General features: G+C 71.5%; 19 protein-coding genes. 15 read left to right on the top strand and 4 right to left on the bottom strand.

Annotation, left to right across the window (positions count from 1 at the left end):
* Positions 1–46 precede the first annotated feature (46 nt).
* The 3 genes from QWU11_RS28840 to ftsY are packed head-to-tail and all read left to right on the top strand — an operon-like array spanning position 47 to position 3040.
* Entirely contained in the window at positions 47–1162 is a 1116-nt protein-coding gene (locus QWU11_RS28840; RefSeq protein WP_290117590.1) for a globin domain-containing protein, read from the top strand.
* 9 nt (positions 1163–1171) lie between these two features.
* Entirely contained in the window at positions 1172–1855 is a 684-nt protein-coding gene (locus tag QWU11_RS28835; RefSeq protein ID WP_290117589.1) for a DivIVA domain-containing protein, read from the top strand.
* Between the two features lie 33 nt (positions 1856–1888).
* Complete coding sequence (gene ftsY, locus QWU11_RS28830) at positions 1889–3040, top strand: signal recognition particle-docking protein FtsY (protein WP_290117588.1); 1152 nt, start codon at positions 1889–1891, stop codon at positions 3038–3040.
* A 241-nt stretch (positions 3041–3281) separates the two neighbouring features.
* On the opposite strand, the gene QWU11_RS28825 is transcribed toward ftsY, so the two are convergent.
* Together QWU11_RS28825 and QWU11_RS28820 are read right to left on the bottom strand one after the other, a co-directional pair.
* Entirely contained in the window at positions 3282–5663 is a 2382-nt protein-coding gene (locus QWU11_RS28825) for a LuxR C-terminal-related transcriptional regulator (RefSeq protein ID WP_290117587.1), read from the bottom strand.
* A gap of 86 nt (positions 5664–5749) precedes the next feature.
* Positions 5750–8101 carry a LuxR C-terminal-related transcriptional regulator gene (locus tag QWU11_RS28820; protein WP_290117586.1) on the bottom strand — a complete coding sequence of 784 codons (2352 nt, stop codon included), beginning with the start codon at positions 8099–8101 and terminating at the stop codon, positions 5750–5752.
* Positions 8102–8357: 256 nt separating this feature from the next.
* On the opposite strand from QWU11_RS28820, the gene QWU11_RS28815 reads away from it, so the two are divergent.
* The 4 genes from QWU11_RS28815 (at position 8358) to QWU11_RS28800 (ending at position 13861) form a co-directional block, all read left to right on the top strand.
* Positions 8358–9728: an ammonium transporter gene (locus tag QWU11_RS28815; RefSeq protein WP_290117585.1), complete on the top strand. Its 1371-nt coding sequence runs from the start codon at positions 8358–8360 to the stop codon at positions 9726–9728.
* Complete coding sequence (locus tag QWU11_RS28810; protein WP_290117584.1) at positions 9725–10063, top strand: P-II family nitrogen regulator; 339 nt, start codon at positions 9725–9727, stop codon at positions 10061–10063. Before QWU11_RS28815 ends, QWU11_RS28810 begins: the two co-directional genes overlap by 4 nt.
* A gap of 2 nt (positions 10064–10065) precedes the next feature.
* Positions 10066–12366, top strand: coding sequence for a [protein-PII] uridylyltransferase (locus QWU11_RS28805; protein ID WP_290117583.1), 2301 nt, complete (start codon positions 10066–10068; stop codon positions 12364–12366).
* Positions 12367–12475: 109 nt separating this feature from the next.
* Complete coding sequence (locus QWU11_RS28800) at positions 12476–13861, top strand: hypothetical protein (RefSeq protein WP_290117582.1); 1386 nt, start codon at positions 12476–12478, stop codon at positions 13859–13861.
* A gap of 37 nt (positions 13862–13898) precedes the next feature.
* On the opposite strand, the gene QWU11_RS28795 is transcribed toward QWU11_RS28800, so the two are convergent.
* Positions 13899–14270, bottom strand: a complete 372-nt coding sequence (locus QWU11_RS28795; RefSeq protein WP_290117581.1) for a cupin domain-containing protein — start codon at positions 14268–14270, stop codon at positions 13899–13901.
* A 73-nt stretch (positions 14271–14343) separates the two neighbouring features.
* Between QWU11_RS28795 and QWU11_RS28790 the strand changes: the two genes are divergently transcribed.
* From QWU11_RS28790 to lepB, 8 genes are all read left to right on the top strand, one after another.
* Positions 14344–14826, top strand: coding sequence for a MarR family winged helix-turn-helix transcriptional regulator (locus tag QWU11_RS28790; RefSeq protein WP_290117580.1), 483 nt, complete (start codon positions 14344–14346; stop codon positions 14824–14826).
* A gap of 117 nt (positions 14827–14943) precedes the next feature.
* Entirely contained in the window at positions 14944–16500 is a 1557-nt protein-coding gene (ffh, locus tag QWU11_RS28785; protein WP_290117579.1) for a signal recognition particle protein, read from the top strand.
* A gap of 242 nt (positions 16501–16742) precedes the next feature.
* Positions 16743–17216, top strand: coding sequence for a 30S ribosomal protein S16 (gene rpsP / locus QWU11_RS28780; RefSeq protein ID WP_290117578.1), 474 nt, complete (start codon positions 16743–16745; stop codon positions 17214–17216).
* A gap of 1 nt (position 17217) precedes the next feature.
* A complete protein-coding gene (locus QWU11_RS28775) occupies positions 17218–17460 on the top strand; it encodes an RNA-binding protein (RefSeq protein WP_290117577.1) in 243 nt (80 codons plus the stop codon).
* Between the two features lie 59 nt (positions 17461–17519).
* Entirely contained in the window at positions 17520–18014 is a 495-nt protein-coding gene (rimM, locus tag QWU11_RS28770; protein ID WP_290117576.1) for a ribosome maturation factor RimM, read from the top strand.
* Positions 18015–18039: 25 nt separating this feature from the next.
* Positions 18040–18813 (top strand): tRNA (guanosine(37)-N1)-methyltransferase TrmD, encoded by a 774-nt coding sequence (gene trmD, locus QWU11_RS28765; protein ID WP_290117575.1) that lies wholly within the window; start codon positions 18040–18042, stop codon positions 18811–18813.
* 106 nt (positions 18814–18919) lie between these two features.
* The gene (rplS, locus tag QWU11_RS28760) at positions 18920–19270 is read left to right on the top strand and encodes a 50S ribosomal protein L19 (protein WP_285569071.1); all 351 of its coding nucleotides are present in this window, start codon (positions 18920–18922) and stop codon (positions 19268–19270) included.
* Positions 19271–19415: 145 nt separating this feature from the next.
* Entirely contained in the window at positions 19416–20354 is a 939-nt protein-coding gene (lepB, locus tag QWU11_RS28755; RefSeq protein WP_290117574.1) for a signal peptidase I, read from the top strand.
* Positions 20355–20399: 45 nt separating this feature from the next.
* On the opposite strand, the gene dprA is transcribed toward lepB, so the two are convergent.
* Positions 20400–21497: a DNA-processing protein DprA gene (gene dprA / locus QWU11_RS28750; RefSeq protein WP_290117573.1), complete on the bottom strand. Its 1098-nt coding sequence runs from the start codon at positions 21495–21497 to the stop codon at positions 20400–20402.
* Positions 21498–22048: the final 551 nt, after the last annotated feature.

Raw genomic sequence — 22048 nt, 5'->3', positions numbered from 1 at the left:
GGCGCCACCGGCGCCCGCTCGCGCAGGCCGTCCCTCAGGAGAAGGCGTGGATGCACAAGGCTTGAAAGACAACTTCGCGCAGGTCGCCCAGCATGGCGACGCCGTGGCGTTGTTCTTTTACTCAGATCTGTTCTTGCGAAATCCGGGACTCCGGGACATGTTCCCGATCGGAATGAGTCATCAGCGCGACCGTCTGCTGAGTGCGCTCGGACGTATCGTCAGCCAGGTCGACAACCTGGCCGAAGTCGTTCCGTTCGTGCGTCAACTCGGCGCCGACCACCGGAAATTCGGGGTCGAGGCGCTGCATTATCCGGAAGTCGGGCAGAGCCTGGTCGCCACTCTCCGTTACTTCTCAGGTGCCGCGTGGAACGAAGCGCTGGCCAAGGACTGGACCGACGCGTACACGCTGGTCGCGAACGTCATGGTCGAGGCGGCGGACGAGGACGCCAAGCAGCGCCCGCCGTGGTGGAACGCCCGCGTCATCGCGCACGAGCGCCGCCGCTTCGACCTGTCGGTCCTGCGGGTCGTGACGGACCGGCCGCTGCCGTACGAGCCGGGGCAGTCGGTGGCGCTGGAGGTGCCGGCCAGCCGGCCGCGCATGTGGCGCTACTACTCGATGGCCAACGCGCCGCGCCCGGACAACACGCTCGACTTCCACGTACGGCTCGTGGACGGGGGGCCGGTGAGCCCGGTCCTCGTACGCTCCATCCGGGTCGGCGACTGGCTCAAGCTCGGGCCGCCCATCGGCACGATGACCTTCGACGACCGGTCCGGCCGCGACGTGCTCCTCATCGGCGGGAGCACGGGCCTGGCGCCCCTCAAGGCGATCCTGGAGCGGATCGCGATGAGCCCGGCGCCGCCGCGCGTGCACCTGTTCTTCGGGGCGCGTACCGCCGACGGGCTGTACGACCTGGACGACCTGAGCAAGCGGGCCGCCGAGAGCCCGTGGCTCACCGTCGTACCGGCCGTCTCCGACGAGCAGGCCGAGAACGGCGCCGAACAAGGCGCGCTGGCCGACGTGGTCGCCCGGTTCGGCCTCTGGAGAGACCACGACGCGTACGTGTGCGGTTCGCCCGCCATGGTCGACGCGACCGTGGACCGCCTCGCACGCCTCGGGCTTGGGAACGACCGCATTCGAGCGGACAAGTTCGCGGACGCATAGGGGAAAGCGATGACTCCAGACAATCCCGGCGCTCAGCGGCTGACGCCCGCCGAGTTGCAGACGGTGCACTTCCGGCGGGCCCCGCTCGGCCGGCGGGGCTTCGACGAGGATCAGGTGCGCGCCTTCCTCGGCCAGGTCGAGCAGGAGCTGGTCCGTGTCCTGAACGAGAAGGCCGCGATGCAGCACGAGGTGGGCCGGCTGCGGGACCGGATCACCGGCACCCCGCAGGGCGTCTCCCCGGTGCAGGCCGAGGACGCCCACATGCAGGCCGTCCGGATCCTGTCCAAGGCGCAGGAGACCGCGGACCACTACGTGGCCGACGCCCAGCGCTACAGCCGTGAGCTCGCCGAGGAGGCGCGCCGCGGCCGCGACGAGATCCTCGCCGAGGCCAAGGCGCGGGCCGTCATGGTCCTGGACGAGGCGCACCGCCAGGCCTCGAGCGCGGCCGAGCAGGTCCGGCCCTCCAAGGAGCCGCTGTCGGAGGGCGAGCGGCGCGACCTGGAGCAGGAGATCGCCTACCTGCGGACCTTCAGCGACGTCTACCGCACCCACCTGCGGTCCTACCTGGAGGCCCTGCTGCGCAACGTCGAGGAGTGGGAGCATTCGGAGAACGACTCCCTGCCCACCGCGCGGACGCCGGCCGCCCCGCGGGCGCAACCCGCCGCACGGACGCCGCTGCCCCGATCGCGCTGACGGTCCCCGGCCTCTGCGACACTGGGACACGCTATGGAATACCTGATCCTCGCCATCGCGATCGTCGTGCTCGCCGTCGCCGCCGCCGGCTTCTTCCTGCTGCGCGGCCGGACCGGCCGTCGCCCCGAGGCCCCGCCGCCCGAGACCGCCTCCTCGTCCGGAACGGCGGGCGGGACCGCCGTCCTGGAGGACGAGGTCGCGACCGCGCCGCCTCCTCCGGTCGAGGTCCCGGTCGCCCCCGCGCCGGAGATCGAGCTCCCGCCGCCCTCAGAGGGCCGTCTCGTACGGCTCCGCGCGCGGCTGGCCCGCTCGCAGAACGCTCTCGGCAAGAGCCTGCTCGCCCTCCTGTCCCGTGAGGCGCTCGACGACGACGCGTGGGACGAGATCGAGGACACGCTCGTGACCGCGGACGTCGGGGTCGCGCCGGCGCGGCAGATCGTCGAGGACCTGCGCACCAAGGTCAAGATCCTCGGCTCCCGCGAGCCCGCCGAGGTGCGCGCGATGCTCAAGGGCGAGCTGCTCGCCCAGATCGGCACCGACCTGGACCGGTCGCTGCGCACCGAGCCGCACGGCGCCCAGCCCGCGGTGATCCTGGTCGTCGGCGTCAACGGCACCGGCAAGACGACCACGTGCGGCAAGCTCGCCCGGGTGATCGTCGGCGACGGCCGTACGGTCCTGCTCGGCGCGGCGGACACCTTCCGCGCCGCCGCCGCGGACCAGCTGCAGACGTGGGGCTCGCGGGTCGGCGCCGAGGTCGTGCGCCGGGACGAGGGCACCGACCCGGCGAGCGTCGCCTTCGAGGCGGTCAAGCAGGGCATCAGCGACTCGGTCGACACGGTGATCGTCGACACGGCCGGCCGCCTGCACACAAAGACCGGGCTGATGGACGAGCTCGGCAAGGTCAAGCGGGTGATCGAGAAGCAGGCGCAGGTCGACGAGGTGATCCTCGTCCTCGACGCGACGACGGGCCAGAACGGCCTGCGGCAGGCCCGCGTCTTCGCCGAGGTCGTCAACGTCACCGGCATCGCGCTGACCAAGCTCGACGGCACGGCCAAGGGCGGCATCGTGATCGCGGTCCAGCGCGAGCTGGGCGTGCCGGTCAAGCTCGTGGGGCTGGGCGAGGGTCCGGACGACCTGGCGCCCTTCGACCCCGAGGCCTTCGTGGACGCGATCCTCGGCGACTGAGCCACCCCGTACCCAGGTGAAATACGTAGCCTTACGGGTATTTTCCCCCGTGTCTCGGGACCGCCCCGTAGGCCATGCTCGTTGACGAGGGCGCTTTGCCGGACACGGTAGTTCCGGCTGGGAGGAGCGCTCTCTCGTATCTCCGGTTTCTCCCGCCCCGCGTGGCACCGCGTCCCCTAGCCGGTGCCTGCGCGGCGGCGTCGCCCCCCTGTCGCGACGCCGTCCTCGTGGCGACGCAGTCTCAGCCGCCGCGAGGACCGCCGGGGCCGGCACGCGACTCGCGTGCCGGCCCCTGGCGAGCGTCCGGCTCGGCCCACAGCGCGATCTGCGTGCGTGAGGCGAACCCCAGTTTGGCGAGGATGTGCTCCACGTGTCCCTCGGCGGTGCGCTGGGAGATCACGAGTTGGGCGGCGATCTCCTTGTTGCTCATCCCCTGGGCGACGAGCCGGGCCACCTCGGTCTCGCGCGGGGTGAGCGAGGTGGGCCGCCATGGCTCGTCCGTCACATCCGTCTCCTCCATCGCGTACGCGAGCGCCTGGCCGACGTCGAGCCGGTCGCTCCACCGGAGCTCGGCCTCGAAGGCCGTGTCGCCGAGGGCGTGGCGGGTCTCGGCCGCCGACCTGTCGTGGTAGCCGTGCAGGTGCCGGTAGCCGGCCACCAGCGCCCCGATCGCCGGGCGCGCCCGCGGCCGCTGGGAGAAGGTGTCCAAGATGCCCAGCAGCCGGGCGGCGCGGTCGTACTCGCCGTCGGTGGCGGCGATCCAGACGAGGACCGCGAGGCCGAACCCGATCCCGCGCGGGTTCCCCAGCGCCCGGTTGACGTCCAGGCTCTCCTTGGCCAGCTCTCGGGCCCGCCCGGTCTCACCCGCCCGCCAGAGCACGATGGCGAGCATCGTCACCTGGTAGGTGCGGATCAGGTCGTCGCCGCACGCCTCGCACAGTGCGATGCCCTCCTCGGCGGTGGCCGCCGCGGCCCACAGGTCGCCGCGGAGGGTGTACGCGGCGGTGAGCCACATGAGCGCCCGCGCGAGGCCCATGAGCTCGCCGACCGCGCGGAAACGCCGGACCGCGTCCTCACAGCACGCGACCGCGGCCTCGGCCTCACTCCACGCGAGGGCGGCCAGCCCGCGGTGGAGCGCGACGTCGGCGACGATCTCGGGGCGGTCCAGCCGGGCCGCGATCTCGCCGGCCTCGTCGAGCAGCTCGACGGCCGGGCCCGGCCGGCCTTCGAGCGTGGTGAGCAGACCGCTGACCACGAGGGCCCGCGCCCGCGTCACGTCGGGCGTGGGATAGAGGGCCAGGCCCTTCTCGAGCTGCCGGGCGCCCTCGCTGAGGTGGCCGGTGATCCAGTGGTTGCGCAGGTCGGCGGCCATGGCGAGGCCGTCCGCGACCCTTCGTGAGTCGGAGAGGCACTGGTCCATGACCGAGCGCAGGTTGGTGCTCTCCAGCTTCAGCCGGGCGAACAGCACCTCCTGGGAGGGCCCGAACAGCCGGGCGCGCGTGTCGGCGCACAGGCGCCGGTAGAACGCGAGGTACCCGTCCCGTACGGCGGCCTCCTCGCCGGTCGCGGCGAGCCGGCTCCGGCCGTACTCCCGCAGGGAGTCCGGCAGCCGGTAGCGGATCCGCCGGGGATGGTCCTCCCGCAGGAGCACCGACTTGTCCACGAGCCCGGTCACCAGGTTCAGGACCTCCTCGCGGGCGATGCCCTCGCCGGAGCAGACCGCCTCGGCCGCCTCCAGGTCCATGCCGCCGACGAACACCGAGGCGCGCGCCCACAGCGACCGCTCCTGGGGAGTGCACAGGGCGTGGCTCCAGTCGATCAGCGCCCAGAGCGTCCGGTGCCGCGGCGGCTCCGTGCGCGACCCCCACTCGAGCAGGCGGAACCGGTCGTCCAGGCGGTCGAGGAGCTGCCCGACGGACAGGGCCCGCAGCCGTACGGCGGCGAGCTCGATCGCCAGGGGGATGCCGTCCAGACGGCGGCAGATCCGCTCGATGGCCTCCTGGTTCTCCTCCGTCACGGTGAAGCCGGGCAGCACCGCCTGCGCCCGCTCGGCGAACAGCCGGACCGCGTCGTACTCGGCGAACGACGCGATCGGCAGCGGACCGGACTGCGGCAGGGCCAGCGCCGGCACCACGAACGTCTGCTCGCCCGGGGTGCCGAGCACCTGGCGGCTGGTGGCCAGGATCCGCAGCGGGGGAGCGGCGCGCAGCAGCGTCTGGGCCAGCGAGGCGCACTCCTGCACGACGTGCTCACAGTTGTCCAGGATGAGCAGCGCCCGCATCTCCCGCAGGTGGTCGGCCAGGGAGTCCATGATCGGCCGGTTGGAGTCACGCTGGATGCAGAAGGTCTCGGCGAGTGCGGGCACGAGACAGCCGGGATGCTCGATCCCGGCCAGCTCGACCAGCCACACGCCGTCCGGGAAGGCGCGCAGCAGGTCCGCGGCGGCACGGTAGGCCAGCCGCGTCTTGCCCACCCCGCCCACGCCGGTCAGCGTCACCAGCCGGGCCCTGCCGAGCATGGCCTTGACGTCGGCCACCTCCCGGCGGCGGCCGACGAAGCTGGTCACCTCGGCGGGCAGCCCGTGCCTGTGCCACGGGGCATAGTCGCCCGTCTTGATCGTCATACGCAGACACCGCCGCGGCCACGGAAAATGGGGCTGACCTGCACGAACCGGACAACTCAACTGTACGCAGGCCCGCTCCGGCGGTCTCAGACGGCGGAGCCGCCGTCCTGTTCCCGGGTCCAGACCGCGATCTGGGTGCGGGAGCCGAAGCCGAGCTTGCCGAGGACGTGTTCGACGTGGCCCTCGACGGTCCGCTGGGAGATCACGAGCTTGGCCGCGATCTGCTTGTTGCTCAGGCCCTGGGCGATGAGCCGCGCCACCTCGGTCTCCCGCCGGGTCAGCGACGCCCGGCGGCCGTGGCCGACCTCGTCCGGCAGCTCGTCCCGCAGCGCGTAGGCGACCGCCTCGTCGGCGCTGAGGGCGGCCCCCCACTTGATCGCGACCTCGGCGCCGGACGCGCCGAGGACGCGGTGGACGCCGGCCTCGCACGCGCCCTGGAACCGCAGGAGGTGCCGGTATCCGGAGACCGGCGCGCCGATCGCGCGCCGCGCGCCGGGCGCCTGGGCGAAGGTCCTGAGCACGCCCAGCAGCCGCGCGGCCCGCTCGTGGTCGCCGTCGGCGGCGGCGATCCAGGCCAGGAGAGCGAGGTTGATCCCGATCCCGCGCGGGTTGCCGAGCGAACGACTGAAGTCCAGGCTCTCCCTGGCCAGCGCGGAGGCACGCCCGGTGTCGCCCTGTCGCCAGAACGTGACGCCGACCATGGTCATGAGGTACGCCCGGTGCAGGCCCTCCCCGTGGGCCTCGCACAGGGCGATGCCCTCCTCGCCGGCGGCGAGCGCGCCGCTCAGGTCGCCGCGGAGCGTAAGCCCGGCGTTGAGCCACATGAGGGCCAGCGCGAGACCGGCCGGATCGCCCGTACGGCGGTGCCGGGCGACCGCCTCTCCGCAGAGCTCGACCGCCGCGTCGACCTCGTCTCCGTCCAGGGCGATCAGCCCGCGGTGCAGGACGACGTCCGCGCGGACCCGGTCGTCGTCGAGCTCCTCGCCGATCCGGTGGCTCTCGTCCAGCATCGCGACGGCGGCGTCGATCTCACCCTGCGCGACGGCCAGCCAGCTGCCGACCACGAGGCCGCGGGCGCGGCCGGGGCTCGGCTCGCGGTCGGCGGCCAGCCCCTGGTCCAGCCGTCGGCGTCCCTCGCGCAGGTGGCCGGTGAGCCAGTGGTAGAGGAGGTCCGCGGCCATTCGCACGCCGCAGGCGGCCTCGGCAGGGGTGGCGAAGCAGTAGTCCAGCGCCGTGCGCAGGTTGGCGTTCTCCAGCTTCAGCCGGGTCAGCAGGTCCACCTCCACCGGGCCGAACAGCCCGGTGCGCACCTCGTCGCACAGCCCGCGGTAGAAGTCACGGTGCCGTCTCTGCGTCTCCGCCTCCTCACCGGACTCGGCGAGGCGCTCGCGGCCGTACTGCCGCATCGTCTCCAGCAGGCGGTATCGGATCCCGTGCGGGTGCTCCTCCCGGACAAGGATCGACTTGTTGACCATCGCCGCCACGAGGTCGAGCACGTCCTCGCGGGCGATGCCCTCCCCGGCGCAGACCGCCTCGGCCGCATCCAGGTCGAGGCCGCCGGAGAACACCGAGGCGCGCGCCCACAGCAGCCGCTCCTGCCGGGTGCAGAGGGAATGGCTCCAGTCGATCAGCGCACGGAGCGTCCGGTGCCGTGGCAGGACCGCCTGCGAGCCGTTGTCGAGCAGCCGGAACCGGTCATCCAGCCGGTCCAGAAGCTGCTGTACGGACAGCACCCGCAGCCGTACGGCGGCGAGCTCGATCGCCAGCGGGATGCCGTCGAGACGGCGGCAGATCGCCTCGACGGCGGCGCGGTTGTCCCCGGTGATCGCGAAGTCCGGCAGGACGGCCTCGGCCCGCTCGGCGAACAGGCGGACCGCGTCGTACCGGGCGAAGGACGCGTCGGACGGCCGTCCGACGCCGCAGGAGGGCAGGGACAGCGGGGGCACGGCCAGCGTCTGCTCCCCGGCGATGCCCAGCACCTCGCGGCTCGTGGTGAGGACGCGCACGCCGGGGGCGCCGCGCAGCAGGGTGCCGACCAGCGCGGCGCACTCGCGCAGAAGGTGCTCGCAGTTGTCCAGGACGATCAGGGCCGTGCGCTCGCGCAGGTGGTCGACCAGGGCGTCCATCGAGGGCCGGGAGGAGTGCTCCTGGACGCCCAGGGCCCCGGCGATCGTGTCGGCGAGCAGCGAGGGGTCCTCGAGCTCGGCGAGTTCGATCAGCCAGACGCCGTCCGGGAACGTCCGGCGTATCTCGGCGGTGACCCGGTAGGCGAGCCGGGTCTTGCCCACGCCGCCGACGCCGGTCAGCGTCACGAGCCGTGACCGGGACAGCAGGTGCCTGACATCGGCGATCTCCCGCCGACGCCCGACAAAGCTCGTGAGATCCGCCGGAAGACCAGGGGCCTGCCACCGGCCTGAGATGTTCGTCGCCACCGCCATCACATGACATCCTGCCGACGCCCCGCCGGCGGACCAGGGCGACCTGGACGGACCAGGTAACTCACTGTATGCGGGCGCCGAAGCGGCCGTTAAACCCGGCATCCAAGGTGAAACATGCCTGAAACACGATCCGGCATGGTTTCACACCGACGAAACACTCATGCCCCGTAGGTGAAATCGCGCTGCTCGAAGCTCCTGAGCAGTATCGACCACCTCACCGAAGGGACGCCGCATGCCGCCGGACGTTCTCAAACTAATGAATTCAGGCGACACCGCCTGGCTGCTGGCGAGCTCTGCTCTCGTGCTCCTCATGACCCCGGGCCTCGCGTTCTTCTACGGCGGTATGACCCGGTCGAAGAGCGTCCTGAACATGTTGATGATGAACTTCGCCACTATCGGCATCGTCAGCGTGCTCTGGGTCCTCTACGGCTACTCTCTCGCGTTCGCCAAGGACGTCGGGAACCATGGCTTCATCGGCGGATTCGGCAGGGTCGGCCTGAAGGACACGCTCATCTCGGCGTCCGGCACGTCGCCCGAACTGGCCTTCGCCTCGTTCCAGCTGATGTTCGCCATCATCACCCCCGCATTGATCAGTGGCGCCATCGCCGACCGCGTGAAGTTCGGCGGCTGGTGCGCCTTCGTGGCCATCTGGACCACGGTCGTCTACTTCCCGGTCGCCCACTGGGTCTTCTTCTTCGGTGACCTGACGACGACCAAGGACGGTGGCTTCCTCGCCGACCACATCGGCGCGCTCGACTTCGCCGGCGGTACCGCGGTCCACCTGAACGCCGGTATGGCGGGTCTGGCGATGGCACTCGTGGTCGGCAAGCGCATCGGCTGGCCCAAGGAGCCGATGCGTCCCCACAACGTCCCGTTCGTCCTGCTCGGCGCCGGCCTGCTGTGGTTCGGCTGGTTCGGCTTCAACGCCGGCTCGGCCCTGGCCGCCAACGGCCAGGCCTCGGTCGCCTTCATGAACACCCAGGTCGCCACGGCCGCGGCGGCACTGGCGTGGGTCATCATGGAGAAGATCCGCTACGGCAAGTCCACCGCTCTGGGCATGGCCTCCGGCGCGGTCGCCGGTCTTGTCGCGATCACCCCGGCCTGTGCCTCGGTGAACCCGGTCGGCGCGATCATCGTCGGCCTCATCGCCGGCGCGCTCTGCTCCGTCGCGGTCGGCATGAAGTCCAAGTTCGGTTTCGACGACTCGCTCGACGTCGTCGGCGTGCACGCGGTCGGTGGCGCGGCGGGCGCCCTGCTCATCGGCTTCCTGGCCACCCCGACCGTGACCGGCATCCTCACGCCGGCCAAGGGCGACGGACCGGCCGGCCTGTTCTACGGCGGCGGCCTGAGCCAGCTCGGCAAGCAGTGCATCGGCGTGGTGATGGTCGCCGTCTACTCGTTCGTCCTCACCTGGATCATCGGCAAGGTCCTGGACAAGATCATGGGTCTGCGCATCACCGACGAGGACGAGGCGTCGGGCATCGACCTCGCCGTCCACGCGGAGTCCGCGTACGAATTCGGCACCTCGCACAGCGCCTCGGGCGGCGGGTCGGGCATCCTGGCCGCGTTGAAGGGCGACAACGGCGGTCAGCCCACGGGAGACACGAAGGTGGAGGCGGAGGCATGAAACTCGTGACGGCGGTCATCAAGCCGTTCAAGCTCGATGACGTCAAGGCGGCGCTGGAGACCTTCGGCGTGAACGGCCTGACGGTCAGCGAGGCCAGCGGATACGGCCGCCAGCGCGGCCACACCGAGGTGTACCGGGGCGCGGAGTACAAGGTCGACCTCGTACCCAAGCTCCGTGTCGAGGTCCTCGTCGACGACGAGGACGCCGAGGACATCGTCGATGTGATCGTGAAGGCGGCGCAGACCGGCAAGATCGGGGACGGCAAGGTCTGGTCGGTCCCGGTCGACACCGTGGTGCGCGTCCGTACCGGTGAGACCGGCCCGGAAGCACTCTAAGAGTGACGAACACGATCGGGGGAGGGCACGGCCCGGCTGAGGCGTTGGCCCAGCCGGGCTCCGCCGTGTCCGGACCGGCCGCGCATGAGGTGGCGCGCACGCGGCTGCGGACCGCGCGGGAGGAACGCGCGGACGACCTCGACCGGAGGCTGGCGCGGCTGCTCGGCGCCGAGCCGGACGTGGCGCTGCTCGCGGTCGGCAGCCACGGGCGCCGGGAGCTCACCCCGGGCGGCGACCTCGACCTGGTCCTGGTCCACCGCGCCCGGCCGGACGTCGCCGCCCTCGCCGACCGGGTCTGGTACCCCATCTGGGACTCCGGGCTGCGCCTCGACCACTCGGTGCGCACGCCCGAGGAGGGCCGCGCGGTCGCCCGCGAGGACCTCAAGGCCGCCCTCGGCCTGATCTCCGCACGTCACGTGGCCGGCGACCCGGACCTGACGCGCGAACTCCGCGAGGCGGTGCTCGCCGACTGGCGTGCCGACTCGCGGCGCCGCCTGCCCGAGCTGCGGGAGATGACCCGCCGCCGCTGGGCCGACGACGGCGAGCTGGCGTTCCTGCTCGAACCCGACCTGAAGGACGCGCGCGGCGGGCTCCGCGACGTGCACGCGATCCAGGCGGTCGCCGCCGCGTGGGTCGCCCCGGCCGCGACCGACCGGGTCAAGGAGGCCTACGGCCTGCTCCTCGACGTCCGCCACGCCCTGCACGAGACCACCGGCCGCGCGGCCGACCGGCTCGTGCTCCAGGAGCAGGAGGCGGTGGCCGAGGCGCTCGGCCTGCTGGACGCGGAGGTGCTGCTGCGCAGCGTCGTCGAGGCCGCCCGCACCATCACGTTCGCCGCCGACCACCTGTGGCGGACGGTCGACCGCTTCTGCTCCCCGCCCGGACGGCCTGTACGCCGGCCGCTCGCCGACGGCGTGGTCGAGCACGACTCCGAGGTGGTGCTCGCCCTCGGCGCGAACGCCGCCAAGGACCCCTCGCTCGTGCTGCGCGCCGCCGCGGCGGCCGCCCAGGCGGGGCTGCCGCTGGCGATCTCCACCGTCGAACGGCTGGCCCGCGAGACGCCGCCGATGCCGGTGCCGTGGCCGCCGGAGGCGCGCGACGCGCTGGTGACCCTGCTCGGCGCGGGCGCGCCGGCGATCGGCGTGTGGGAGGCGCTCGACCAGGTCGGGCTGATCGAACGGCTCATGCCCGACTGGGAGCGCGTGCGCAACCGCCCGCAGCGCAACCCCGTGCACACCTTCACCGTCGACCGTCACCTCGTGGAGACCGCGACGCGCGCCGCCGCCCACACCCGCGACGTCGCACGTCCCGACCTGCTGCTCGTCGGCGCGCTGCTGCACGACATCGGGAAGGGCTGGCCGGGCGACCACTCCAAGACCGGCGCCGTCATGGCGCACGACCTGGGGGAACGCCTCGGTTTCGACCAGGACGACGTACGCGTCCTGGAGGCCGTCGTACGCCTCCACCTGCTGCTGCCCGAGACCGCGACGCGCCGCGACCTCCACGACCCGGTCACGATCGAGACGGTGGCCCAGGCGGTCGGCGACCCCGTCGTGCTGGAGACGCTCGCCGCCCTCGCGATCGCCGACGGGCAGGCCACCGGGCCCGCCGCGTGGGGTTCGTGGAAGGCCGGGCTCGTCGCCGAGCTCGCCCGCCGCGTGGCCGCCGTGCTCGCCGGAGACCCGCCGCCCGTCGCGCCCGAGCCGACCGCGGACCAGCTCGCGCTCGCCCGGCACGGCGGCGGCGCCGTACGCGTCGTCGGGTCCCAGATCACGATCGTCGTGCCCGACCGGCCCGGATTGCTCTGGCAGGCCGCCGGGGTGCTCGCGCTCCACCGCCTGGTCGTGCGCGGCGCGCGCGCCGGCGCCCAGGGGGAGACCGCGCTGCTGGAGTTCATGGCGGTGCCCGAGTACGGCTCGGGCCCCGACCCGGCCGCGCTGGAGGTCGACCTGCGCCGGGTGCTCGCCGGGCGCCTCGACGTGGCCAAGCGCCTCGAACGACGGGCGCGGTCGCACCGTCCGCGCAAGGGCGTGCCGGTGCCCCCGCCGCGCGTCACCATGATCGATGACGCGTCGGAGACCGCGACCGTCGTGGAGGTACGCGCGCACGACCGGCCCGGCCTGCTCTGGCGCATCGGGCACGTGCTCGGCTCGTTCGGCATGCAGGTGCGTGCGGCGCGAGTCGAGACGCTGGGCGCCGAGGCGGTCGACGTCTTCTACGTGGTCGATGCCGACGGGCGCCCGGTCACCGACGAGCACCTGCGGGCCTCGATCCGCGCGGGCATCCTTGACGTCGTTCGCTGACCTGGCACAGACCGGCCAGTGAAGATCGGGAAAACTGCCGTCGCGATCGTTGACGGTGTCCCTGGGGGCGGTGACGCTTCTTGCGTCCACGCTGCCCTGGGAGGCCCCTGTGCGAAGAATCCTGCTCGCCCGTACCGCCGTGCTGGGAGGAGTCGCGGCCGCCGGCCTTTCGGTCGTGCCCGCCGCGACGGCGGGCACCACGGTCGTCGACCGAGGCCACGACCGGACGATCACCTTCCGTACCGCCCGTACGGGCGAGGCCCTGGTCGACGTGACGGCCGCCGCGCCCGGCGTGTCGTGGGCGGTCAGGGGACATGAGTCGGCGGTCCTGTCGCTGTACGTCGACGGCCGGTACGCCACCGACGACGTGGTCCCGGCGGCGTTCCCGATCACCCGGGAGTTCGCGCTCGGGCACCTGAGGGCGGGCCGCCACCGGCTGTCGCTGCGCCTCGCCGCCGACCGGTCCGGCGGCCGGCGGGTGACGGTGACCCGCACCGCGGTCCGTACGGTGGGCGGTGGGCGCGCGTACACGGATCTCCGGCACGCGCCGGTGCTGTACGGCCGAAACGGGGCCGACTCGGGCGGCGCCTTCCAGAACGCCTTCACCGACACGCCGTTGGTCGCCTGGCACGAGGACGTCCCCGCCGCCCTTCCCGGGCACCGCTTGCTCACCTACTCCTACATCTGGAGCAACGAGGACGGCGGCACGTCGACGCCCCAGCTCATGGCGCGCTGGGGCCGTACGACCGACATCGAGTGGATCTACCAGGTCGAGGTCGACGCCTCAGGCCGCCGCGTGCCCGGCACCGCCGTCATCCAGGCGCCGAACCACGTCACGCAGCCGTTCGCCGGAACCTATGAGGGCGACCACCCGCTGATGCAGACCTGCACGCTCAACAACAACATCTGCGACACGGTCGATGACCCGATGCGGTTCTTCCTGTCGGCGTCGGCGACGCTGGACGCCTCGGCCGAGGCCCGCGAGCAGGTCATGGACCGCAACCCGTGGACGTACTGGGTCTCCGACGCCGAGTCGCGCCGCGAGGGCAAGGTGCAGGCGGACCCGCCGACGTCGTCCACGACCTCCATCGCCGACCCGCGCGACTACCTCTACCTGGTCGTCCGCAAAACGACCGTGAACCCGCCGAACGGCCCGCTCGACTGGGTCGGCCTGTCCGTCGGCGTACGCCTCAAGGGCGACCCGGCGGTGTACCGGTCGGACCACCTGTTCGCCGACCGCTCGATCCAGCGCGACCTGCCCGCGGCCACGACGGTGCAGCTCCCTCCGGGGACCGCGCCGTCGGACATCGAGGAGATCACTGCGATCCGGGTGCCGACCACGGGCGTGGACCCGGGTTCGACGATCAACGTGCAGGGGGTCAACCGGGCGTTCTTCCTCGGCGGCGACGACCAGCCGCAGCAGTCGTTCCTGTCCGGCGCGACCCCGGCGAGCCTGACCCCGGCCGCACCGACCGCGGTGCTGTACCACTCGTGAGGCCCCGGCGGCCCTGGCCTCTCGGGGTCGGGGCCGCCTACTCCGACCAGGGCGGGACGATGGTGGCGCCGTTCAGGTTCGCGCGCACGCCCGCCGACGTGCAGACCACCGCGCTCGCCGTCTCGTCCCCGTCGTTGCCCAGCGCGAACGGCACCCCGGGCGGCACGATCAGGGCATCGCCCGGGCCGGCCTCACACGGCTCGCCGCCGAGGGTCCCGCGCAGCCGGCCGGCCTTGATGACGAACACCTCCTCGTGGTCGACGGTGTGCTCCTCGCCGCGGACGCCCGGGTCCACGTCGAGGTGCCAGATGGCCAGCTCGGCCGTGCCGCGGCTGGGAACCGCGATCGGGCGGGCGGTCAGCCCGTGGAACTCGATCTTCTTCGCTCCCGCGATCGTGCTGACGGGCATGTGACGTCTCTCTTCTCTCGATATGGTCAACTTGCTTGACGATGTTTTCTCGAAGGTAAAGCAGCTTGTCCATATGGTCAAGCGTCTTGTCTTTATTTCTGGAGGGCTGATGGGCGGGGAGATTCCGGGACTGCTGGGCATGGCCTTCCACGCGGTCATGGAGGAGGTGCACACCCGGCTGGCCGAGGAGGGCTTCTCCGACGTGCGTCCCGCGCACGGTTTCGTGTTCCAGTACCTGTCCGTACGCGGCGGCGCGACAGCGGTCGAGCTGGGCGAGCACCTGGGCGTCACGAAACAGGCCGCCGTGCAACTGGTCGACGAGCTGGACAAACGCGGCTACGTCGACCGCCGCCCGCACCCGGGCGACCGCCGCGCGCGAGTGGTCGTCCTGACCCCGCGGGGGTGGGCCTGCATCGAGCGGGTCGTGGCCCTGTGGGCCGACATCGAGCACCGCTGGGCCACGCTGGTCGGCCCCGAGAAACTGACCACCCTCCGCGAAAGCCTGTCCGCCTTCGTGGTCGAGGCCGGCTCGCCCCCGATCCGCCCTCTCTGGTAGCCGCGGGGGCACGGGCGGTGACGGTGGCGATCGCCGGTGCGCGAGTCGATACCCAAAGGCCGCCGAGCGGATAGTGTGGGAGGTCGATCCCCGAAGCTCCTAGGACTGGCCAGACACGTGTTCGAGACGCTTTCCGACCGGCTGACTACGGTCTTCTCCTCGCTGCGCAGCAAAGGCAAGCTGTCCGAGGCGGACATCAACGCCACGGCGCGCGAGATCCGCATCGCGCTCCTCGAGGCCGACGTGGCGCTGCCCGTCGTCAAGGACTTCATCGCGCAGATCAAAGAGCGGGCCGCCGGCGCGGAGGTGTCGCAGGCGCTCAACCCCGCTCAGCAGGTCGTCAAGATCGTCAATGACGAGCTCATCAACATCCTCGGCGGCGAGACGCGCAGGGTGCGGTTCGCCAAGAGCCCGCCCACCGTCATCATGCTGGCGGGTCTTCAGGGCTCGGGTAAGACGACGCTCGCCGGCAAGCTCTCGCGCTGGCTCAAGAACGAGGGCCACGCGCCGCTGCTCGTCGCGGCCGACCTGCAGCGTCCCAACGCGGTGCAGCAGCTCCAGGTGCTCGGCGAGCGCGCCGCCACCCCGGTGTACGCCCCCGAGCCCGGCAACGGCGTGGGCGACCCGGTGGAGGTGGCCCGGCGCTCGATCGAGCACGCGCGTCACGCGCAGCACGACGTGGTCATCATCGACACCGCCGGCCGGTTGGGCATCGACGAAGAGATGATGCGGCAGGCCGCCGACATCCGCGACGCGGTGAACCCGGACGAGATCCTGTTCGTCGTCGACGCCATGATCGGTCAGGACGCGGTCACGACCGCGCAGGCCTTCGTCGACGGCGTGGGCTTCGACGGCGTCGTGCTCACCAAGCTCGACGGCGACGCGCGCGGTGGCGCCGCGCTGTCCGTGCGCCACATCACCGGCCGCCCGATCATGTTCGCGTCCACGGGTGAGAAGCTCGAGGACTTCGACGTCTTCCACCCCGACCGGATGGCGGGCCGCATCCTCGACATGGGTGACATCCTCACCCTGATCGAGCAGGCCGAGAAGGCGTTCGACGCCGAGCAGGCCGACCGCATCACCTCGAAGTTCACCTCGGGTGAGGACTTCACCCTCGAGGACTTCCTCGAGCAGATGCAGATGATCCGCAAGCTCGGGCCGATCAAGAACCTCCTCGGCATGATGCCCGGCATGGGGCAGATGCGCGGCCAGATCGACGACATCGACGACCGTGACCTCGACCGGGTCGGCGGCATCATCAACTCGATGACGCCCGACGAGCGGCGCAACCCGAAGATGATCAACGGCTCGCGCCGGGCCCGCATCGCGAAGGGTTCCGGAGTGAGCGTGACCGAGGTCAACAACCTCGTCACCCGCTTCTTCGACGCGCAGAAGATGATGCGCCAGATGGCCGGGGGAATGGGAATTCCGGGCATGCCCGGCACTCGCCGTAAGGCGGTCAAGCCGTCCGGAAAGAAGAACAAGAAGGGCAAGCAGCGCAGCGGCGACCCGCGCAAGCGCGCCCAGGAGGGCGGCCGGGGCGGCGGCCCGAAGCAGGACGCCGTGCCGCAGGGGCTGCCTCCGGGTCTGGGCGGGGGAGTCCCGGGGCAGTTGCCCCCGGGCTTCCAGATGCCCGACCTGTCCAAGCTGCAGAACCCGAAGAAGGGGAAATAGCCGAATAGCCGCTGATCGTGCCGTGATCGACGTGTTCGTCGGCCGGTCACTGCCGAAAGCGGTCGCGTGAGGTTGATCGATTGCGACTTCACCGCGATCGTCTGGCAGAATGGCACGCTGGAATCACGGTCAGCCAGGGACCCTCTCAAGCCCGGGCGCCCCGTGTCCTTCCGAGCGGTGTTCGCAGGTCCCCACCCGGCGTCCGTCCGCTCACCATTTCGAATCTGGAGAACACCACAGCTGTGGCAGTCAAGATCAAGCTCAAGCGTCTGGGGAAGATCCGGGCACCGTACTACCGGATCGTCGTAGCCGACTCCCGCACCAAGCGCGATGGCCGCGCCATCGAGGAGATCGGCAAGTACCACCCGAAGGAGGAGCCCTCGTTCATCGAGGTCGACTCCGAGCGGGCGCAGTACTGGCTGGGCGTCGGCGCCCAGCCGACCGAGCCCGTCCTGGCGATCCTCAAGATCACCGGGGACTGGCAGAAGTTCAAGGGCGAGCCGGGTGCCGAGGGCACGCTGAGGGTCGCCGAGCCGAAGCCGAACAAGGCCGAGGTCTTCCAGGCCGCCGTCAAGGAGACCATGGACGAGACCGAGGGCAAGGCGACTCAGCCGAGGTCCAAGAAGGCCGCGCCGAAGAAGGCCAAGAAGGACGAGGCGAAGGCAGAGGAGCCGGCGCCGGCCGAGGACGCCGCCGAAGCCAAGAGCGAGGCGTAGCGTGCTCGAGGAGGCGCTCGAGCACCTGGTGCGCGGCATCGTCGAGAACCCGGACGAGGTCCGGGTTCGCGCGCGACGCCTGCGCAACGGCAGGGTCCTTGAAGTACGCGTGCACCCCGATGACCTGGGCAAGGTCATCGGGCGCAACGGCCGTACGGCCAAGGCCCTGCGCACGGTGGTGAGCGCCATCGCCGGAGGACGTTATGTCCGCGTCGACCTGCTCGACCTCAACGAGGCGCGCTAGGCGGTGTCCGGTGGACCCTCGGCTCGCAGCGGCGGGCCCGTGACCGGCGGGGTGGCGTGATGCTGCTCGTCGTCGGCCGGATCGGCCGTGCCCACGGTATCCGTGGCGAGGTGAGCGTTGAGATACGCACGGACGACCCCGGCGCGCGATTCGCGCCGGGGTCGTCGCTCGCCACAGAAGACGACGGCCCGCTGACCATCGAGACCGTACGCATGCATTCGGGCCGTCTGCTCATACGCTTCGCCGGGTTCGAGGACCGTACGGGCGCCGAGACCCTGCGCGGCACCCTGCTGCTGGTCGACTCGGCCGACATCCCGCCGACGTCGGACCCGGACGAGTTCCACGACCACGAGCTGATCGGCCTGTCCGCGGTGTCGCCGGAGGGCGCTGCCCTGGGCGAGATCGTGGACGTCGAGCACCACGGCCAGGACCTGCTGGTCCTCCGCCGTCCGGACGGAGACGACGCCCTGGTGCCGTTCGTCAGCGCCATCGTCACCGCGGTCGACGTCCCCGCCGGCCGTGTCGTCCTGGACCCCCCGCCGGGGCTTCTGTGAGCCCGGCGCCTCTTCCCGGGCTGTCATGAGACTCGACATCGTCACGATCTTCCCCGACTACTTCGCGCCGCTCGACGTCTCGCTGCTCGGCAAGGCCCGGCGGCGCGGCGACGTCGACGTACACGTCCACGACCTGCGCGGCTGGGCCCACGACCGGCACCGGACCGTGGACGACACCCCGTACGGCGGCGGTCCCGGCATGGTGATGAAGCCCGAACCCTGGGGAGAGGCGCTCGACGCCGTCGCCCCGGAGGGCTCGGGAGCGCGGCTGGTCGTGCCGACGCCGAGCGGGCGCCCGTTCACCCAGGAGACGGCCGTCGCGTACGCTGCGGAGCCGTGGCTGGTGTTCGCCTGCGGCCGGTACGAGGGCATCGACGCCCGGGTGATCGAGGAGGCGCGCTCGCGGATGCCGGTCGATGAGGTGAGCATCGGCGACTACGTCCTCGCCGGCGGTGAGTCGGCGGTGCTGGTCATGGTCGAGGCGGTGACCCGGCTGCTGCCGGGCGTCCTGGGCAACGCCGACTCGGTCAGCGACGACTCCTTCGCGCCGGGCCGGATGGAGTCCCTGCTCGAAGGCCCGGTGTACACCAAGCCGCCGTCCTGGCGCGGGCGTCCCGTGCCCCCGGTGCTGATGTCCGGTGACCACGGGGCCATCGCCCGGTGGCGACGCGACCAGGCGCTGCGCCGTACGGCCGCCACGAGGCCCGAACTCATCGGCCGAAACCCCCTGGACGACGCCGACCGGCGTACCCTCGACGAGGCCGGTTTTCCGGTCGACGGCGAACCTATGGCACACTGAGATGTCGACCCGGCTCGATGCCGGGTGCGCCCAGACTTCCCAAGAAGACCCCAATCGCGTTCCGGCGCTGTGCGCTGTGCGCGTGTCCAATGCGAGGAACGCAGTCATGCACACCCTGATCCAGGAGATCGAGAACGCCGCGAAGCGGTCGGACGTACCGGACTTCCGCCCGGGTGACACGCTCAAGGTCCACGTGCGCGTGACCGAGGGCAGCCGAAGCCGCATCCAGGTTTTCCAGGGCGTGGTGATCCGGCGTCAGGGCGGTGGCGCTCGCGAGACGTTCACCGTTCGTAAGGTGAGCTACAGCGTGGGCGTGGAGCGTACGTTCCCGCTCAACAGCCCATCGATCGACAAGATCGAGGTTGTCACCCGAGGCGACGTCCGGCGCGCCAAGCTCTACTACCTGCGCGACCTTCGCGGCAAGGCCGCACGCATCAAGGAAAAGCGCGACAACTGAGCACGGGCTCATAAGCGTCGCCCCGGAGCGCTGTAATGGCGTTCCGGGGCGAAGTTCATTAATCAGCCGACTCCGGCCCCCTTGCCGGAGACGACACGCGGACGGTAAGCGCCCGCGAGGCCTCAGGGCATTAGGCTTCCCAATGATGAGCGACGACGAGCAGGGACTGCGCGAGCCCGCCTCCAATGAAACGCGCCACGACATCTCCTCCGACGGGGCGAGAGGCGACGGCCGCCTTCCGCAGGTGATCGGCGAGGATGCCGACCAGCCCGGCGGCGAGTCCGGCGGGAAGAAGTCGGGAAAGAAGAAGCAGGGCTCCTTCTGGAAAGAACTCCCGATCCTCGTCGGCGTGGCCCTGGCCCTGGCCATGGTCATCAAGGCCTTCGCGGTGCAGGCGTTCTACATCCCGTCCCAGTCGATGGAGAACACCCTCAAGGTCGGCGACCGCGTCCTGGTCAACAAGATCGTCTACCACACGCGCGACATCAAGCGCGGTGACGTCGTCGTGTTCAACGGCCTCGACTCCTGGGACCCGGAGGTCCAGTACGCCGCGCCGAAGAACCCGGTGTCCAAGGTGCTGCACGCCATCGGCAGCGCGTTCGGGGTCGTGCCGGGGGAGAAGGACTACATCAAGCGCGTCATCGGCGTGCCGGGCGACCGCGTGGCCTGCTGCGACGCGCAGGGCCATGTGACGGTCAACGGCCATCCGCTGGTGGAGACGCCGTACCTCTACACGGACCCGCAGACAGGCGAGCAGAACCGCCCGTCGGACAGCAAGTTCAAGATCACCGTGCCGGCGGGCCACCTGTGGGTGATGGGCGACCACCGCGAGGTGTCGTACGACTCACGCGGCCACATCGGCGACCCGGGCGGCGGCACGATCCCCGAGAGCCGCGTCATCGGCCGGGCGTTCGTGGTCGTCTGGCCGCTGTCGCGGGTGAAGACGCTGTCCATCCCGTCGACCTTCGGCGCCCCGGGCCTGGCCTTGAACGACACACTGCCCGAAGCCCCGCTGGCGCTGGGCTTCATAGGCGCCCTGCCGGTGACCCTCCTGCGCCGCCGCCTACGCAACCGCCGGGCCTGACGCTTCGCTCGTCGTCTCTCATCAGGTCGATGCGAGCTCAGAGGCTCAGGGCTCGGCGGCGTTGCGACGCAGTTTCCATCCCTTCGCGCAGCGTTCGACGAAACCCCCGGCCGCGAGGGCGCCCAGGCAGGTCAGCGCGGTGTCGAGATCCACTCCGGCCGTGACCGCGATGCGCGCGGTACCGGCCCCGCCACGTGAGGGCAGGGCTTCGAGTACGTCGCGCGCCGCCGGGCCGAGGCGGTCGCGGTCGAGAACCGGTCCGCGGCGTTCGGGCGCCATGTCGTCGCCGATGAGACCGACGCGGTCGAGGACGTCGGAGGCGTCGGTCACGCAGGTGACCTCGGCCCATTCGCGCAGCAGCGTGTGGCAGCCGGCCGAGGTCGGCGAGGTCACCGGTCCGGGCACGGCCATCACCGCGCGGCCGAGGTCACGGGCGTGCCGGGCCGTACTGATCGCCCCACTGCGCTGGGCGGCCTCGACCACGACCGTGCCGCGGGTCAGGGCCGCGATGGCCCTGTTGCGGATCAAAAAGCGCGGCCGGGTGGGGGTGGTGCCGGGCGGCAGTTCGCTCACGAGGAGCCCGCTACGCGCGATCTCCGTGAACAGACCGGCATGGTCGCTGGGGTACGTCACGTCCACACCGCACGCGAACACGGCCACGGTCAGGCCGTCGGCGCTCAACACGCCACGGTGCGCGGCGGCGTCGATCCCGTACGCCCCGCCGCTGACGACGGTCCAGTTGCTGTCGGCGAGCTCCGCGGCCATCTCGGCGGCGACGTGAATCCCGTACGGCGACGCGGCCCGGGCACCGACGAGCGCGACCGACCGCAGACAGCCGAACCGCAGATCCTGATCGCCGCACACCCAGAGCGCGTAGGGACGGCCTGAGGCGAGGTCGTCGAGCTGAGACGGCCACTCGGCCTCGCCGGGGCAGACGAGCCGCCCACCGCGCTCTTCGCAGACGGCGAGAAGCCGCTCGGGATCCGCCTCCGCGAGCCGAGCCCGCCAGGCGGGGAACCGTTTCTCGAGATCGGCCCGATCCGGTCCTGCGGGCGCTTCTCCGGCACGGACGACTTCGAGCGCGCCTTCCGCCCCTTCCCGACTGATCAGACGGCCTAAGCGCTCGTCACCGGGCTCAGCCATACGGGTGAGCAGTGCACGCGCCAGTCGTTCGTCAGAAGAGATCATTAGTTCGCCTTTCTCGGTTCGTTGGCGCGGGGTGTGTCGGTAGGGACATGGGACGAGGACTCGGCGACCGGTCACGCGGCCGTCTCCGGAACAGGACGGTCGGACCAGGCGCCTGGCCGGCCTTGTCCGGCGTTCGGCGAGTCCGCAGCCATCGGCGACGGTCCCCGGCGAGAGCACATGCCGCCGGATGCCCTGAGCGCCGCCGAAGACGCTCAACCCCCGCCGATACGCTCAACCCCCGTCGAAGCTCTCGAGCCCCCGTCGAAGCTTTCGAGCCCCTGCCGAAGGCGCGGAGCCCACCGGTGACGGCGCGGAGCCCACCGGCGAAGGTGAGCCGTCCCCGTGGACTCGCGACCGGCATCGTGTTGCGACAGGTGTGAAGCGGCCAGAGGCGGTGGGCAGCCCAAGGACAGCAGCCGCCACAGCCGCGCCACTCGGCGTCGCACCCGCCGCGAAGCGAGCCGCGTCTGCTGCAGGGCAAAGGCGCCCGCCGCAGCGCAAGAGCC

Origin of the sequence: Actinomadura sp. DC4 (assembly GCF_030406325.1) — a bacterium.
Lineage (GTDB): Bacteria > Actinomycetota > Actinomycetes > Streptosporangiales > Streptosporangiaceae > Actinoallomurus.
Note: the sequence above shows the minus strand (reverse complement) of the source record. Positions and strands in the feature narration are given on the sequence as shown.

Excerpts from the sequence above, each read along its gene's own strand:
- lepB (WP_290117574.1), top strand. The coding sequence starts at position 19,416 with ATGAGCGACGACGAGCAGGGACTGCGCGAGCCCGCCTCCAATGAAACG.
- QWU11_RS28795 (WP_290117581.1), bottom strand. The coding sequence starts at position 14,270 with ATGCCCGTCAGCACGATCGCGGGAGCGAAGAAGATCGAGTTCCACGGG.
- trmD (WP_290117575.1), top strand. The coding sequence starts at position 18,040 with ATGAGACTCGACATCGTCACGATCTTCCCCGACTACTTCGCGCCGCTC.
- dprA (WP_290117573.1), bottom strand. The coding sequence starts at position 21,497 with ATGGCTGAGCCCGGTGACGAGCGCTTAGGCCGTCTGATCAGTCGGGAA.
- ftsY (WP_290117588.1), top strand. The coding sequence starts at position 1,889 with ATGGAATACCTGATCCTCGCCATCGCGATCGTCGTGCTCGCCGTCGCC.
- QWU11_RS28835 (WP_290117589.1), top strand. The coding sequence starts at position 1,172 with ATGACTCCAGACAATCCCGGCGCTCAGCGGCTGACGCCCGCCGAGTTG.
- QWU11_RS28815 (WP_290117585.1), top strand. The coding sequence starts at position 8,358 with ATGAATTCAGGCGACACCGCCTGGCTGCTGGCGAGCTCTGCTCTCGTG.
- QWU11_RS28790 (WP_290117580.1), top strand. The coding sequence starts at position 14,344 with ATGGTCAAGCGTCTTGTCTTTATTTCTGGAGGGCTGATGGGCGGGGAG.
- rplS (WP_285569071.1), top strand. The coding sequence starts at position 18,920 with ATGCACACCCTGATCCAGGAGATCGAGAACGCCGCGAAGCGGTCGGAC.
- QWU11_RS28820 (WP_290117586.1), bottom strand. The coding sequence starts at position 8,101 with ATGGCGGTGGCGACGAACATCTCAGGCCGGTGGCAGGCCCCTGGTCTT.
- rimM (WP_290117576.1), top strand. The coding sequence starts at position 17,520 with ATGCTGCTCGTCGTCGGCCGGATCGGCCGTGCCCACGGTATCCGTGGC.
- QWU11_RS28825 (WP_290117587.1), bottom strand. The coding sequence starts at position 5,663 with ATGACGATCAAGACGGGCGACTATGCCCCGTGGCACAGGCACGGGCTG.
- QWU11_RS28810 (WP_290117584.1), top strand. The coding sequence starts at position 9,725 with ATGAAACTCGTGACGGCGGTCATCAAGCCGTTCAAGCTCGATGACGTC.